The sequence below is a fragment of the Streptomyces sp. NPDC056144 genome (assembly GCF_042264145.1).
In the GTDB taxonomy this organism is placed as follows: domain Bacteria; phylum Actinomycetota; class Actinomycetes; order Streptomycetales; family Streptomycetaceae; genus Streptomyces.
In genome coordinates this window covers 258,463-274,580 of record NZ_JBHJVF010000003.1, presented here as the reverse complement: position 1 = coordinate 274,580, position 16,118 = coordinate 258,463, and the positions used below count along the sequence as shown (strand labels likewise).

Below are 16,118 nucleotides of genomic sequence, written 5' to 3'. Positions count from 1 at the left end.
TGCACCTGAAGGGTTCTCCATGCGCAAGTACGTCGCCCTGGCCTCCGCCGCCGCGCTGCTCGCCGGCCTCGGCGCCACCGCCTACGCCTCCACCGCCGACAGCGCCGCCCCCGCGGGCCGGCCCCTCGCCGGGATGCGGATCCTGATCTCCAACGACGACTCGATGCAGGCCGCCAAGGCGAGCAACTCCGACGGCCTCGGCCTGTACGAGCTCCGCCGCTCGATGTGCGCCGCCGGCGCCGACGTGGTCGTCATGGCCCCCTGGCAGGTCCAGTCCGGCAAGGGCACCGCCGTCACCAACGGCGGCGTCGTCACCGCCCAGCGCCGCACCGCCCTGCCCGCCGGGTACGAGAACGACTGCTCGGGCGCCCCCTCGCACGGCGCGGTCTTCGGCGTCTGCCTCTCCGACGGCCCCTGCGCCAAGGACACCCCGAGCGCCACCCCCGCCGACACCGTGAAGCTCGCCCTGCGCGGCGGCCTCAAGGCCAAGGTCGGCTGGGACGGGGCCCCCGACCTGGTCCTCACCGGCATCAACTCCGGCCCGAACGTCTCCGCCAACGTCAACGACTCCGGAACGGTCGGCGCCGCCGTCGCCGCCGTCGACCAGGGCGTCCCGGCCGTCGCCTTCTCCTCCTCGGGCGACGAGAGCCAGATGTCCTTCCCCCGGGGCAACTACCGCGCCAACGCCGAGTTCGGCGCCCGGTTCGTCGCCGGCCTCAAGCAGCGCGGTCTGCTGACCCCGAAGTTCGCCCTCAAGGTCGACTACCCCGACGTGAGCGCGGGCGTCCCGGCCAAGTCCCCGGTCTGGACCCGGGTCGGCGACGGCGCCGTCGTCTTCCACGCCTTCGAGCAGCGCGGCGACGGCGACTCCTTCGACATCGCCCTCGGCTTCTGCGAGGAGGGCGCCGCGGAGGAGTGCGCCGAGACCCGCGAGGACGCCGACTCCACCTGGCTGTTCGAGAAGGGCCACGTCACGGTCGCCCCGATCACCTGGGACCGGACGTACGGCTCCCCGGTCGACGCCCGCCGCGAGCTGAACCGGATCGAGCAGTACGTCAGGCACGGGGCTCCGCGCCCGTGACTCCCCGGGAAAAGCGCGCGCCATGATCGCCCGACTCCGTAAGGTGTTCACCCCGGCCGGCAGCCCGCCGGCCGGCCGAGACACGAGCGGAGTACGACCATGTCCTCGACGTCCTCCCCCCTGACCCTCGACCGCCGCGAAGGGCCGTACGGCGAAGTGGTGCTGCGCCGCCGCGCGGAGCACCACTTCGAGATCATCGCCAACGGCACCTTCCTCATGGACACCTCCGACGGGCGCTCGGAACGGCTCCTCGTCGACGCCGCCCTCGACGCCCTGCCCGAGGAGTCCCGCGCGGGCGCCTCGGTCCTTCTCGGCGGCCTCGGGGTGGGGTTCTCGCTGGCGCACGCGGCGGCGGACCCGCGCTGGGGGCGGATCGTGGTGGCCGAGCGGGAGGAGGCGATCATCGACTGGCACCGGAGCGGGCCGCTGTCCGCGATCTCCGGGCGCGCGCTCGGCGACCCGAGGACCGTGATCCTGCACACGGACCTCGTGGAGTACCTCCGTACGAGTTCCGACACCTACGACGCCCTCTGCCTGGACATCGACAACGGGCCGGACTGGACGGTTACGGAGGACAACGAAAACCTGTACTCCGCGCAGGGGTTGGCGGCCTGCGCGGCCCGCCTCAGCCCCGGCGGGGTCCTCGCCGTGTGGTCGGCGCGGCCGTCCGGCGATTTCGAAGACTCATTGCGGAATGCCGGATTCCGTGGGGTACGGACCGAAGAGATCCCCGTTGCCCGGGGCGTCCCCGACGTCGTCCACCTCGCCGTACGTCCCTGACCGCCCCCGGACGGACCCGGGAGCACTCCTGGATAGCCGGGACGCCGCCGGTACCTCTAGGCTGCTGCACCGACATCGGCGACGCGAGGCGGGGCAATGGACCAGACACACACCAATCACCACGGTGCGGCGGCCACTCCCGGGGCCCAGCGTCGGGTCCTGGTGGTCGAGGACGACGCGACGATCGCGGAAGCGATCTCCGCCCGGCTGCGCGCCGAGGGCTTCCTCGTCCAGACCGCGGCGGACGGCCCCTCGGCCGTCGACGCCGCCGAGGCCTGGCAGCCGGACCTCATGCTCCTGGACGTGATGCTCCCGGGCTTCGACGGCCTGGAGGTCTGCCGCAGGGTCCAGGCCCAGCGGCCCGTCCCGGTCCTCATGCTCACCGCCCGCGACGACGAGACCGACATGCTGGTCGGGCTCGGGGTCGGCGCGGACGACTACATGACCAAGCCGTTCTCGATGCGGGAGCTGGCCGCCCGGGTCCACGTCCTGCTCCGCCGGGTGGAGCGGGCCGCGCTCGCGGCCGTCACCCCGCGCAGCGGCATCCTGCGCCTGGGCGAGCTGGAGATCGACCACGCGCAGCGCCGGGTCCGGGTCCGCTCCGAGGACGTGCACCTGACCCCGACCGAGTTCGACCTCCTCGTCTGTCTGGCGGGCACCCCGCGGGCGGTCCTCTCCCGCGAGCAGCTCCTCGCCGAGGTCTGGGACTGGGCGGACGCCTCGGGCACCCGGACCGTGGACAGCCACATCAAGGCGCTGCGCCGGAAGATCGGGGCCGAGCGCATCCGTACGGTCCACGGCGTCGGGTACGCGCTGGAGACCCCGGCGCCGTGAGCCTCCCCCAGGGGCGGAGACGGCCCGGCGCCCCTCGCCCCGGCACTCCCCGGCCCGGCACCGCCGCCGGACCGGGCGCCCGGGGCCGCCGCCGGATCGCCGTCTCGGTCAAGACGAAGCTGGGCGCGCTCGTCGTCGGAGCGGTCCTGCTGACGTCCTGCCTCGCCCTGGTGGCGATCCGGACCTCCACCGAGTTCCGGTACATCACGATCTTCGCGATGATCGCGACCCTGCTGATCACCCAGTTCGTGGCGCAGTCGCTGACCGCGCCGCTGGACGAGATGAACACGGTGGCCCGGTCGATCTCGCGCGGCGACTTCAGCCGCCGGGTGCGGGGCGCGGACCGCCGGGACGAGCTGGGCGACCTCGCCGGGACGATCAACCGGATGGCGGACGACCTGGAGGCCGTCGACCGGAACCGCAAGGAGCTCGTGGCGAACGTCTCGCACGAGCTGCGGACGCCGATCGCCGCCCTGCGGGCCGTCCTGGAGAACGTCGTGGACGGGGTGTCCGAGGCGGATCCGGAGACGATGCGGTCGGCGCTGAAGCAGACGGAGCGGCTCGGCCGGCTGGTCGAGACGCTGCTCGACCTGTCACGTCTTGACAACGGTGTCGTCGCGCTGCGGGTGAGCCGTTTCGAGGTGTGGCCCTATCTGTCGGGGGTGCTGCGGGAGGCGAACCTCGCCGCGGCCCAGCGCGGTCTCTTCTCGACCTCGGGACTCCACCACCGCACGGACGTCCATCTGCGCCTCGACGTGTCGCCGCCGGAGCTGATCGCCCACGCGGACATGGAGCGGTTGCACCAGGTCCTCGCGAACCTGATCGACAACGCGGTGAAGCACTCGCCGCCGCACGGCCGGGTGACGGTACGGGCCCGGCGCGGCGGCCACCCGGGCTCGCTGGAGCTGGAGGTCGAGGACGAGGGCCCCGGCATCCCGGAGGCGGAGCGGTACAAGGTCTTCGAGCGGTTCAACCGGGGCAAGGCCCCGGACCGGCAGGGTCCGGGCAGCGACGGCGGCACCGGCCTCGGCCTCGCGATCGCCCGCTGGGCCGTGGAACTGCACGGTGGCGAGATCGGCGTGGCCGAATCAGCACGGGGCTGCCGCATCCGGGTCACTCTTCCGGGCAGCCTTCCTCCGCGAGATTGACGTAGGGTTCGAACCGGAAGTGCACGTTCTGCGTGTACGTGTGCGGGAGCCCCGCGCACGTGAGCGGAGGGCGATCAGGGATGCGGCCGAAGGGGGCCGTGCCCGCGCTTTTCCGTACCCTCACGCATGCGGAACCAGGGTTGTTTCCCGCCATTCACGGCCCCGAAACACCCCGTCAAGTGTGACTTGCGCGACGTTGGACGGCCCGGCCTGCACCTCCCGGCCGGACAGGCGTAGCCTTTATTTCCGCTGTCCATCACCTTGTGAAGCGGAAGAGGGCGGTTGCCGCCGTGTCGTCTCAGTCCCCCAGTACCCCGAGCTCCCCGACCGACCAAGACGGGCAGGGTCAGAACCCTGCCAACGCCTTCGGTGCCAATGAGTGGCTCGTCGACGAGATCTACCAGCAGTACCTCCAGGACCCGAATTCGGTCGATCGTGCCTGGTGGGACTTCTTCGCCGACTACAAGCCGGGAGCGGCCTCGGAGACCCCGACCGCCCCGGCCGCCACCACCACGCAGAGCGCGCCGGTCGCGCCGCAGGCGGGCCCCGCACAGGCCGCGCCTTCGGCTCCCGCCGTCGTTCCGGCCCCCGCGCCCGCCCCGGCTCCCGCCGCGGCCCCGGCCCCGGCTCCGGCTCCCGTGAAGGCCGCCCCGGCCCCGGCTCCCGTGAAGGCCCCCGGTGCAGGCACCGGCTCCACAGGAGCGGCCAATGCCGCGCCCCCTGCTGCCGCGCCGGCTGCCGCGAAGCCCGCCGCCGAGGCTCCCGCCGGCCCCGAGCTGATCACGCTGCGCGGCCCCGCCGCCGCGGTCGCGAAGAACATGAACGCCTCGCTGGAGGTGCCGACGGCCACGTCCGTCCGCGCCGTGCCGGTGAAGCTGCTCTTCGACAACCGGATCGTGATCAACAACCACCTGAAGCGCGCCCGGGGCGGGAAGATCTCCTTCACGCACCTGATCGGCTACGCGATGGTGCAGGCGATCAAGGCCATGCCGTCGATGAACTACTCCTTCGCGGAGAAGGACGGCAAGCCGACCCTGGTCAAGCCGGAGCACGTCAACTTCGGTCTCGCCATCGACCTGGTGAAGCCCAACGGCGACCGCCAGCTCGTCGTCGCGGGCATCAAGAAGGCCGAGACGCTCAACTTCTTCGAGTTCTGGCAGGCGTACGAGGACATCGTGAAGCGGGCCCGCGTGGGCAAGCTGTCGATGGACGACTTCACCGGCGTCACGGTCTCCCTGACCAACCCCGGCGGCCTCGGCACCGTCCACTCCGTGCCGCGTCTGATGCCCGGACAGTCGGTCATCATGGGCGTCGGCTCGATGGACTACCCCGCCGAGTTCCAGGGCACGTCCCAGGACACCCTGAACAAGCTGGGCATCTCGAAGGTCATGACCCTGACCTCGACGTACGACCACCGGGTCATCCAGGGCGCCGCCTCCGGCGAGTTCCTGCGGATCGTCGCGAACTTCCTCCTCGGCGAGGAGGGCTTCTACGACGACATCTTCAAGGCCCTGCGCATCCCCTACGAGCCGGTCCGCTGGCTCAAGGACATCGACGCGTCGCACGACGACGACGTCACCAAGGCCGCGCGCGTCTTCGAGCTCATCCACTCCTACCGGGTCCGCGGCCACGTCATGGCCGACACCGACCCGCTGGAGTACAAGCAGCGCAAGCACCCCGACCTGGACATCACCGAGCACGGCCTCACCCTGTGGGACCTGGAGCGGGAGTTCGCGGTCGGCGGCTTCGCCGGCAAGTCGATGATGAAGCTCCGCGACATCCTCGGCGTCCTGCGCGACTCGTACTGCCGCACCACCGGCGTCGAGTTCATGCACATCCAGGACCCGAAGCAGCGCAAGTGGATCCAGGACCGCGTCGAGCGCCCGCACGCCCGTGTGGAGCGCGAGGAGCAGCTCCGGATCCTGCGCCGCCTCAACGCGGCGGAGGCCTTCGAGACCTTCCTGCAGACGAAGTACGTCGGCCAGAAGCGGTTCTCCCTGGAGGGCGGCGAGTCCGTCATCCCGCTGCTCGACGCGGTCATCGACTCGGCCGCCGAGTCGCGCCTCGACGAGGTCGTCATCGGCATGGCCCACCGCGGCCGTCTGAACGTCCTCGCGAACATCGTCGGCAAGTCGTACGCGCAGATCTTCCGCGAGTTCGAGGGCAACCTCGACCCGAAGTCGATGCACGGCTCCGGCGACGTCAAGTACCACCTGGGCGCCGAGGGCACCTTCACGGGCCTCGACGGCGAGCAGATCAAGGTCTCCCTGGCCGCCAACCCCTCCCACCTGGAGGCGGTCGACCCGGTCCTGGAGGGCATCGCCCGCGCCAAGCAGGACGTCATCAACAAGGGCGGCACGGACTTCACCGTCCTGCCCGTCGCCCTCCACGGTGACGCGGCCTTCGCCGGCCAGGGTGTCGTCGCCGAGACCCTGAACATGTCGCAGCTGCGGGGCTACCGCACCGGCGGCACGGTCCACATCGTGATCAACAACCAGGTCGGCTTCACCGCCGCCCCGGAGTCCTCGCGTTCCTCGATGTACGCGACCGACGTGGCCCGCATGATCGAGGCGCCGATCTTCCACGTGAACGGCGACGACCCGGAGGCCGTGGTCCGCGTCGCGCGGCTCGCCTTCGAGTTCCGCCAGACGTTCAACAAGGACGTCGTGATCGACCTCATCTGCTACCGCCGCCGCGGTCACAACGAGGGCGACAACCCGCAGTTCACCAACCCGCAGATGTACAACCTGATCGACAAGAAGCGTTCGGTGCGCAAGCTGTACACCGAGTCGCTCATCGGTCGCGGTGACATCACCCTCGAAGAGGCGGAGCAGGCGCTCCAGGACTTCCAGGGCCAGCTGGAGAAGGTGTTCGCGGAGGTCCGCGAGGCCACCGCCGCCCCGGCGTCGGCGACCGTCCCGGACGCCAAGGCCGAGTTCCCGGTCGCCGTCACCACCGCGGTCTCCGCCGAGGTCGTGAAGCGGATCGCCGAGTCGCAGGTCAGCATCCCGGAGCGGATCACGGTCCACCCGCGTCTGATGCCGCAGATGCAGCGCCGCGCGGCCTCCATCGACGACGGCACCATCGACTGGGGCTTCGGCGAGACCCTCGCCATCGGCTCCCTGCTGATGGAGGGCACCCCGGTCCGTCTCTCGGGCCAGGACTCCCGCCGCGGCACCTTCGGCCAGCGCCACGCGGTCCTCGTCGACCAGGAGACCGGCGAGGACTACACCCCGCTGCTCTACCTCGCCGAGGACCAGGCCCACTACAACGTCTACGACTCGCTGCTCAGCGAGTACGCGGCGATGGGCTTCGAGTACGGCTACTCGCTGACCCGCCCGGACGCCCTGGTCATCTGGGAGGCCCAGTTCGGTGACTTCGTCAACGGCGCGCAGACCGTCGTCGACGAGTTCATCTCCTCGGCCGAGCAGAAGTGGGGCCAGACCTCCGGCGTCACGCTGCTCCTGCCGCACGGCTACGAGGGCCAGGGCCCGGACCACTCGTCCGCGCGCCCGGAGCGCTTCCTCCAGATGTGCGCCCAGGACAACATGACGGTCGCCATGCCGACCCTGCCGTCGAACTACTTCCACCTCCTGCGCTGGCAGGTGCACAACCCGCACCACAAGCCGCTCATCGTCTTCACCCCGAAGTCGATGCTGCGTCTGAAGGCGGCGGCGTCGAAGGTCGAGGAGTTCACCACCGGCGGCTTCCGCCCGGTGATCGGCGACGAGACGGTCAACCCGGCCGACGTCCGCAAGGTCGTCTTCTGCGCCGGCAAGGTCTACTACGACCTGGAGGCCGAGCGTCAGAAGCGTGGCGACACGGAGACCGCGATCATCCGTCTGGAGCGCCTGTACCCGCTGCCGGGTGCCGAGCTCCAGGCCGAGATCGCCAAGTACCCGAACGCCGCGAAGTACATCTGGGCGCAGGAGGAGCCGGCGAACCAGGGTGCGTGGCCGTTCATCGCGCTCAACCTGATCGACCACCTGGACCTGGCGGTCGGCGCGGACATCCCGGCGGGCGAGCGCCTGCGCCGGATCTCGCGTCCGCACTCCTCCTCCCCGGCGGTCGGCTCGGCCAAGCGCCACCAGGCGGAGCAGCAGCAGCTGGTCAACGAGGTCTTCGAGGCCTGATAGACCGGTCATACGTGCGGAGGCCCGGCACCCCCTCGGGGTGCCGGGCCTCCGGCGTTTCCGGTGCGCCTACAGGTTGGCCTCGAAGTCCCAGTACGGCCGGTTGCGCTGGCGGGCCGCGAGGGTGTGCGGGTGCTGGGCGCCGAGGGTCCTGGTGAGGGTGGACAGGGCGTCCTCCTCCAGCTTCCCCGCCTCCTCGATCTCGCGCAGGCCGCGCAGGTCGGTGGCGAGCGCGACCTGGCAGGAGAGGGTCAGGGGGTGTTCGTTGCCGAGGGTGTGCCGGGCCCGGCGCAGGGTGTCGCGGCTGAGCTCGGCGGCCTCGACCACGCGCCCGTTGAAGTTGCGTGCGGCGGTGGCGTTGAGGGCGCAGCCCAGGACCCACGGGTGGTCGGAGCCGAGGGAGGCGGTGAGTCCGGCGAACGCCGACTCCAGCATGGTGAGGGCGGAGGACCGCTCGCCGGCCGCCTGCATGACGAGCGCGGTGTTGGCGAGGACACCCGTGGAGACGGGGTGGGCGGGGCCGAGGAGGGCGCGGTAGCCGGCCTCGGCCTCGGTGATGAGCTCCCGGGCGAGGTCGAGGTCGCCGTGCTCGCGGAGGAAGTTGGCGTAGTTGGTGACCGCCGAGAGCGTGACGTAGTGCGCGCGTCCGTAGGCCTGCTCCAGGTGGTCGAGGACGCTGGACATCATGGAGCCGATGTCCTGCTGGCCGCCTTCCCTGCGCCGGCACAGGGCCAGCTGGCTGTGCGCGTACAGGGTGTGGAGGTGCTGGGGGCCGAGGACCTTCACGTGCAGCCGGACGTTGGCCTCCTGGCGGCCGAGGGCCTCGCGGTAGCGGCCGAGGAGACGGAGGTCCTGGGCGACGTTGTTGTTGGAGTTGAGCGTCGTGGCGTGGTGGGGGTGGAGGGCGGCCTCGCAGCGGGCGAGGGTGTCGGTGTCCTGCTCGTACGCCTCCTGGTAGCGGCCGAGCATGCGCAGGACGACGCCGAGGCTGTTGCGGGCGACGAGGGTGAGGAACTGGGTCTCGCCGAGCAGGCTCCGGGCCTCGTCGAGGGCTTCGCGCTGGAGCCGCTCGGATTCCTGGTACTGGCCGAGGAAGCGCAGGTCGCGGGCGATGGAGATCTTGGTCTGGAGATCGCCGAGGGCGTCGGAGCCGCCGTGGGCCGCGAGCCGGTCGCGCTGGGCGAGGTCGAGGTCGTACGCCTCGCGGAAGAGGCCGTGGCGGCGGAGGATGTCGCCTTCGAGGGCGGTGAGCTCCTGCATGTGCGGGGCGAGCGGCTCCATGAAGGCCGTCCACTCGTCACGGATCTGCCGGCCGAGCCGGATGCCGGTCTTGTACTCGCCGCTGCTGCCGCAGAAGCGGAGGCAGTTGAGGACGGCGACCTGGATGCGCGGCTCGGTGGAGCGGAGGGCTCCGGAGGGTTCCAGGTGCGGGAGGAGTTCGGAGTAGCGGGGCCAGTACCGGCTGTCGGTGGGGTTGCCGGGGTCGGCCTCGGCGAGCAGGGTGCGGACCGCCTTGCGGTGGGATTCGCGGTGCTCGCCGTCGGTGAGCCGGGACACGATGTCGTGGACCAGGCGGTGCATGTGGATGGACTCCTGGTGCGGCGCCGCCTCGTCGGCGGCGCGGGCGCCGCCGGTCTCGCGGGTGAGGACCGAGTAGTTGACGAGCGTGTCGAGGGCGCGGGTCCAGGCGGGCAGGTCCGTGGCCATCCAGCGGAGGTCCTCGGGCAGGGGGGCCTGCGGGTAGGCGCGGACGATGCCGAGCGGGATGCGTCCGGGGGCGAAGGAGGCGCACAGGCTGAGGATGTCGATGGCCTGCGGCTGGGTGCGACGGAGCCGGTTGATCAGTATCGACCAGGAGGTGAGGGAGGCGTTGGGCATGCCGTCGCCGAAGGTGGGCTCGTCGACGGTGGAGTACCGCCCCTCGCGGACCATGCGGAGGTACTCGGGGGCGTCCATGCCGGACTCGCCGAGCCAGGCGGCGGCCTGGACGAGCGGCAGGGGTACGTCTCCGAACTCGGCGGCGACCTCGTCGGCCTCGACGGCGCTGATCTGCGGGGCGCGGCGCATGAGGTAGCCGGTGGACTCGCGGCGGTCGAAGCTGGGGATCTCCAGGACGTCGGTGTGCTCGCGCCAGCCGCGGTTGCGGGAGGTGATGAGGACGTGTCCCGGGCCCTGGGGCAGCATGACGTCGATGCCGTCGGTGTCGTCCCAGCCGTCGAAGACGACGAGCCAGCGGCCGTGCGGGTCGCCCCGGCGGAGCGCCTCCCGTACGGCGCGGATGCGTTCGCCGGGCTCGCGGCCGGTGGGGAGGCCGAGCGGGACGGCGAGCTCGCCGAAGCGGTCGCGCTGGACGTTGCGGTCGTCGGAGTTGACCCACCAGATGACGTCGTAGTCGGGGCTGAAGCGGTGGGCGTACTCGGCGGCGATCTGGGTCTTGCCGATGCCGGACATGCCGAGCAGGGTGCAGGCCGCGTTGCCCCGCTCGGCGTCCATCAGCCGTTCCTGAAGGCTGGTGAGGAGGTCGTCGCGGCCGGTGAAGCGGGGGTTGCGGCGGGGGACGTCGCCCCAGATCTCGGGCGGGGTGTCGGGGTAGCGGGCGAGGGCGCCGGCCGGGAGGCGGCGGGCGGCGGTGCGGCGGGGTTCGATGCCGAGGCGGCTGAGCAGCCGCGCCTCGGCCTCCTCCTCGCCGACGCCCCAGAGGCTGACGGGTTCGAGGACCGCCGTGGCGAGGAGCAGGGGGCGGTTGGTGAGGTTGACGGCGGCGAACCGCTCGGCGTGGGCGGCGACGAAGCCGCGCAGGACGTCGTTCCATTCGCCCGCCGCGCGGGGGCCGAGTTCGAAGAACCAGTCGTTGAGGACGAGGAGGACCTGTCCGCGCGCGAGGAGCAGGTCGCCGAGCGCGTCCTCCAGGGGGACTTCGCGGGGCGGGTCCCAGCGTTGGAGGGTGGCGCGCGCGCCGTGGGCTTCGAGGCGCTGGTTGATCCAGGCCGCCCAGGGCCGGTGGTATCCGGGGAAGACCACCAGGACGTGCGGCGGCGTCGCCCTGCCGCCGTTGCTCTCCGCGCTGGGGCCCGACCGCTGTTCCGCCATCTGTAACGTCTCCCGTCCCGCTCACGCGCAACGCAGTGTCATGTGCCGTGGGCACAGTGTTACCCACGGACCCTGGGGCTCGCGCCGAGGCTCGCATGGAGCTGCCTCATTCGACGCGCGAACTCCCTGCCCTCGTTGGTCAGTTCATCGGATTCAAGCAGCAGTGCGAGCGCCGCGCCCACCTGATCGTGGACATGGTCGAACTGCTGCGCGGCTCTGGTGGTCCACGCGCGCGGTACGCCGGTGGTGTCCGCGGCCCTGCGCCACAGGTCGGCCAGCGCGAGATGCGCGTACGTCCCCTGGAAGACGCCGGCGACCGGCCGCTCGTCCAGGCGCCAGCCGACCCGGTGCAGCACGGGACGCCCGCCGCCCCGGCCCGGCCGGTAGAGCGGCACGAGCTCGTGGAGGGTGGAGAGCTTGCTGTGGTGCAGCTCGTGGACGAGCGTCTCCGCCATGTCGGCGGCGTCCGCCGAGGGCGTCATGAGGACGGCACCGGGGGCCACGCCGAGCGTGGCACCGACGGAGCGCGGGCCCTGCGGGACGAGCGGCACGAGCGCGCCGACGGTCCGGGTGACCTCGGCGGCCCGCGCGGGATCGGTCCTGCGGAGCAGCGCGCGGGCGGCGCTCCAGTGCCCGGCCCAGGCGGTGTGGTCGACGTCGGGCCGCTCGGCGGCGAGCCGGGCCGGGGTGCCGACGCCGCCGGGCGGTACGCGGTACGGGTCGAGGTCGTCGATCCTGGCGGCGCCGCCGGCCAGGGGGCGCAGGCCGCGCCAGCCGGGCCCCGTGCCCGTACCGGTGCGGCGGACGAGGACGGGCGGCGCACCGTCCGTGCGGAGCCGTAACTCCCGGGGGCCCGAGGTGAGGCGGACCGGCCCGGGGGCCACGAGGGCGCTGCCCACGCCGGGGAGCGAGAGGGCGCCGGAGGGGGCCTGGACGGTGAGGTCGAGGGGCCGGCCGGCGCGGAGGGCGGCGGTGGCGGCGATCAGTTCCAGGCGGGTGAGGTGCCGGTCGAGGGCGGGTCCCGGGGACTCGGTCAGGGCGGCGGCGAGCCAGGATCCGGTGGTCGGGTAGGCGAGGACGGCGCGGACCACGGCGGGGGCGACCCGCTCGGTGCCCTCCAGGAGCAGCCAGGCCTCCTCGAAGCCGCGCAGGACCTCGGGCGCGACCTCGGCGCGGCACCGCCGGACGCGGACGAGCAGGGCCTTGAGCAGCAGCAGGCGGCGGGCGTGCGCACCGGACCGCAGGAACGCCGCGTCCGCGCGGGTGGGCCGGGTCGACGCGAGCGCCGCGAAGGCCGCGGGAGGCGGCGGAGCGGCGATCACGGCCGGGGCCCCGTCGGCGCGCCGCTCCGGCGCGCGCGTGCCGAGGGAGCTGGGCGCGCCGACGGGTCAGGGCGTACCGAGAGGCCAAGGCGTGCCGGGAGGTCAGGGCGTGGTGAAGTCCTCGAGCCAGGCGGCGGACAGCTCCGAGGGGTGGCGCAGGACTCTCTCGACCTCGGCGCCGACGGCGGCGTCGTCCGTGACGCGCAAGGTCCACAGGTCGACGGCCGCGAGATCGGGAAGCTCCGGAGAACGGCCGGCTCTCGGGCCGGCACCGGTCGCCCACTCCGTACGCTCGAACACTCTCGGCTCCTCCTCACTGATGCCCGTCCCCCACGGTCGTAGCGGCGCTGCGGTTCTTCCCGACGCCATGAGACCGGAAACCCATTCGATTCAACTGCGCCCATTCACGCCCCCGTTGTCCAGCGGCTCGAAGGTGGTCACCCGGCTGCGCCGTTCCACGGCCACCACGGCGGCGCGATCCTGCGCCGCTCCTCGGCCGAGCCCCGCCCGTAGTCCCGTCCCGTCGCGCCCTCCGTCTCCCTCAGCAGTGCCTTGGTGCGGTCCACGTCGTCCCAGTCCACGTCCACGAGGCGGCCCGTGAGGCGCCGCCACTGCTCGTCGGCGGCCCGCAGTGCGGCCCGGGCGAGCGCGGGGCGGCCCATGAGGCACAGGACGGCTCCCTGTCCGTGCAACGCGCGGGCGCCCGTGACCGTGCCCGGGGAGTCGCCGTACGCGGCGCGGGCGTCGTCCCAGGCGCTGCGGTACGCGGCGAGGGCGTCGCCGATGGAGCCGTCCCGCGCGGTCTCGGACAACTCCAGCCGCACCCGCCCCAGTTGCAGCCACGCCTCGGAGCGCGGTCCCGGGTCGTCCGTGCCGCGCACGGCCTGTTCGAGGAGGTGGCGGCTCTCGAAGAGGTCGGGCAGGAATCCGGCGCGGTGGAAGCGGAGCGCGAGCACGCTGCCGATGAGGGTCCGCGCCGCCGCCCGCTCGGGCGCGTCGGCCGGCAGCCGGGTGAGGGCCTCCCGCAGGACCCCCTCCGCCCGGTCCACGGAGGCGGTCTCGGCGTCGGTGCCGACGCCGGTTCCGGTGCTGGTGCTGGTGCTGGTGCCCCTGCCGCCGGTCGTGCCGTCCCCCGCGCGGCGCAGCAGCGACTCGCCCCAGTCGAGCAGGAGCAGGCCGCGCTGGTCGCTCTCGCCGGGGGCGAGCAGGGTGGCCTCCTCGAAGGCCGCGTCGGCTGCCGCCCCGTCCCCCGCCGCGTCGTACAGCCGGGCCCTGGCGGTGGTGAAGCGCAGCCGCAGCGCCCGCCCGTCGCCGAGGAGCGGCTCCGCGCGGTCGAGTACGGCCCCGATCCTGGCCGTGTCGGCCTCGGTGAGGCGCAGGGCGTCGGCGAGGTCGAGGAGGGTGGCGGCGCTCTCCCGGAGCGAGAGCGCGGCGGCGAGCTCGGCGGCGGCCGCCTCGCCGTCGCCTCGGGCGAGGAGCAGGCGGCCGCGCCGCAGGTGGAGGGTGTGCCGGGCCGTCTCGGGCCAGCGGTCGGCCTCCTCGGCGAGGGCGGTGAGCGCGGCGTCGAGGTGGCCGGTGTCGTCGGTGTCGCGCCACAGGGCGTGGCGTACGGCGGCGAGTTCGAGCCGGGCCTCGGCCCAGGGCTCGCCGCCGGGGCGGGCGAGTTCGGCGGCGTGGGCGAGCATCTCGGCTGCCTGGCCGAGGAGTTCGGCGCGCCGCTGGGGGCGCCGTCGGGCGAGCGCGGTGCCCGCTTCGGCGTACAGGACGAGGCCGAGGACGATCCGGGCCTCGACCGGGGCGGCGGGGAGGGCGGCCTCGGCGCGCTCGCGGGCTCCGGCGAGGAGGGCGGGGTCGGCGTGGGTGCGGCCCTGGACGAGGAGGCCGCGGGCCTCGGTGAGCGGATCGGGGGTGATGAGGTCGGGGTGGTAGAAGCGGAGCACGCGCGCGGGGATGCGGGCGAAGAGCTCGGTCTCGGCGCCCTCGGGGCCGACGGGTTCGTCGGTGGCCTCGGGCGGCTCGGCCGCCCCGGGGACGAGGGGCAGGCCGTCCGGCTCCCCTTCGTGCGGGTGGCCGGTGCCGGCCTCACCCGTACCGGCGCCCGTGCCCGTGCCCGTACCGGCGAGGCGGGCGGCGGCGAGGGCCGGGAAGTTGCGCGTGCCCTGGCCGAAGTTGCGCTCCACGTACGCCGAGCAGTGTTTGAGGACGAGGGCGGCGGCGCTCGGGTCGAGCGAGCCGAGGAAGTGCTGCTGGACGCCGGGCGAGTAGCTGAAGCAGGGGTACGGGGTCGGGCCGGGCAGTCGGCGCAGGAGACCGCTCAGGAGGACCTCGGCCAGCTCCATGGGGCCGGTGTCGGGCAGCATCGCGCGCTGGACGAGCTGCATCACGGGGAGGGTCAGCGGGGCCGCCGCGAGATGGACCGCGAGATGGACCGCGCCCGGCGAGGCGCTGGCCCGGAAGGCGCGCAGGAGGTCCTCGTCGGCGCGCGCGGCGCGGGGCGTGCGGGGCGCGCGCGGCCGGTCGGCCGCGGGGTCGAGCCAGGCGGCCCAGCCGCGCACGGCGTCGCCGCCGTGGCCGGTGTGGAGCCGGGCCCAGGAGGCGAAGGCCTCGGGGGTGGGGGTGAGCACGGGCACGGCCCTGCGGCCGGGCACGGGCGGGCCCCAGGGGTCGTCGTCGGAGCGGAAGCGGGCGTGTCCGCCGGGGGCCGCGGAGCGCTGGAAGGTGCCGGGTTCGGCGGGCAGGGCCGTACGCGGCCACAGGCGCGGGGGCAGGGGCTGGACCACGGCCAGTGGGGAACGGCGCGGCCACTGGCGCAGGAACCGCTGGGCCGCGCCGCGCTGCCAGAGGGGGCCGACGCAGTCGCTGACGACGAGGGTGAGGCGGCGGCCCGTGGGGTCGTGGAGCTGGTCGACGGGGCGGAGCCGGGGCCTGCCGTCGGCCCCGGAGGTGGTGGTGACCAGCGGGGGGCCGTCGCCCGTGTCGTACAGGCGGTGGACCTGGACGTCGCGGAAGGCGCCGGACTGCTGGCAGGCCTGGCGGAGCTCCTCGACCATGCGGCTCCAGACGGCCATGGCGGGGCCGGTGTCCATGAGGAGCTGGATGTCGGGGCGGCGGCCGGCCGGCGGGCGCAGGACGGGGGTGAGGATGCCGGCGGCGGCGCTGCGCTCGGCGGTGGCCTCCTCGTCCAGGGTGCCTTCGCCGGGGTGGTGCGGGACGAGGGCGTAGCCGCGCAGGGGGCGCAGGGCCTTCTGGAGGCCGAGGAGTCCGGGGAGCGCGTTGGCGCCGGGGGCGCGGACGGGCAGGGTCGCGCCCCGGGAGGGACGGGCGGCGGCCCGGTCCCCGGTACGGGCTCCGCCGGTGCCGTCGCCAGTACCGTCGCCCGTACTGTCTCCGGTGGCGTCTCCGGTGCTCGTGACGAGGGAGACGGAGTCGGCCTTCGCCGCACCACCCTCGTGCCCTTCCCCCTCTGCGCCGGGAGTGGCCGGATCCCGCCCCTCGGCGGAGCGCCCGGCGCCGCCCGTGTCGGCGTCGGCGTCGGCGGCCCGGACTTCCGGGTCCGCCCGCTCCCCGTGCTGGGACTGGAACTCCGGGTCCCGCGCGTCCCTTCCTCCGGACGCGCCCGGAAGCCAGGCCGCCAGCCAGATCGCGTCCGCGATGTCCACCGCGGTCGGGTCCTGGCCGCCCGCTCTCAGCCTGCGGGTGAGGTCCTCCAGATCCGTCCGGTGCATCCGAC

General features: G+C 73.4%; 9 protein-coding genes. 5 read left to right on the top strand and 4 right to left on the bottom strand.

Annotated features, from left to right (window positions below):
* Window positions 1–19: 19 nt before the first annotated feature.
* The 5 genes from surE (at window position 20) to ACFC0Z_RS12075 (ending at window position 7,976) form a co-directional block, all read left to right on the top strand.
* On the top strand, window positions 20–1,081 hold the full coding sequence (surE, locus tag ACFC0Z_RS12095) for a 5'/3'-nucleotidase SurE (protein ID WP_376435682.1): 1,062 nt from the start codon (window positions 20–22) through the stop codon (window positions 1,079–1,081).
* Between the two features lie 99 nt (window positions 1,082–1,180).
* Window positions 1,181–1,861: a spermidine synthase gene (locus ACFC0Z_RS12090; RefSeq protein WP_376435680.1), complete on the top strand. Its 681-nt coding sequence runs from the start codon at window positions 1,181–1,183 to the stop codon at window positions 1,859–1,861.
* Between the two features lie 96 nt (window positions 1,862–1,957).
* On the top strand, window positions 1,958–2,695 hold the full coding sequence (locus ACFC0Z_RS12085; RefSeq protein WP_376435677.1) for a response regulator transcription factor: 738 nt from the start codon (window positions 1,958–1,960) through the stop codon (window positions 2,693–2,695).
* 95 nt (window positions 2,696–2,790) lie between these two features.
* Window positions 2,791–3,843: a sensor histidine kinase gene (locus ACFC0Z_RS12080; protein WP_376436664.1), complete on the top strand. Its 1,053-nt coding sequence runs from the start codon at window positions 2,791–2,793 to the stop codon at window positions 3,841–3,843.
* A 290-nt stretch (window positions 3,844–4,133) separates the two neighbouring features.
* On the top strand, window positions 4,134–7,976 hold the full coding sequence (locus ACFC0Z_RS12075; protein WP_376435674.1) for a multifunctional oxoglutarate decarboxylase/oxoglutarate dehydrogenase thiamine pyrophosphate-binding subunit/dihydrolipoyllysine-residue succinyltransferase subunit: 3,843 nt from the start codon (window positions 4,134–4,136) through the stop codon (window positions 7,974–7,976).
* A 69-nt stretch (window positions 7,977–8,045) separates the two neighbouring features.
* Here ACFC0Z_RS12075 and fxsT read toward each other — a convergent pair whose 3' ends face one another.
* From fxsT to ACFC0Z_RS12055, 4 genes are all read right to left on the bottom strand, one after another.
* On the bottom strand, window positions 8,046–11,066 hold the full coding sequence (gene fxsT, locus ACFC0Z_RS12070) for an FxSxx-COOH system tetratricopeptide repeat protein (protein ID WP_376435671.1): 3,021 nt from the start codon (window positions 11,064–11,066) through the stop codon (window positions 8,046–8,048).
* 59 nt (window positions 11,067–11,125) lie between these two features.
* Window positions 11,126–12,388 carry an HEXXH motif domain-containing protein gene (locus ACFC0Z_RS12065; protein WP_376435668.1) on the bottom strand — a complete coding sequence of 421 codons (1,263 nt, stop codon included), beginning with the start codon at window positions 12,386–12,388 and terminating at the stop codon, window positions 11,126–11,128.
* A gap of 102 nt (window positions 12,389–12,490) precedes the next feature.
* Window positions 12,491–12,688: a hypothetical protein gene (locus ACFC0Z_RS12060; protein ID WP_376435665.1), complete on the bottom strand. Its 198-nt coding sequence runs from the start codon at window positions 12,686–12,688 to the stop codon at window positions 12,491–12,493.
* A gap of 137 nt (window positions 12,689–12,825) precedes the next feature.
* Window positions 12,826–16,113 (bottom strand): SAV_2336 N-terminal domain-related protein, encoded by a 3,288-nt coding sequence (locus ACFC0Z_RS12055; RefSeq protein ID WP_376435663.1) that lies wholly within the window; start codon window positions 16,111–16,113, stop codon window positions 12,826–12,828.
* Window positions 16,114–16,118: the final 5 nt, after the last annotated feature.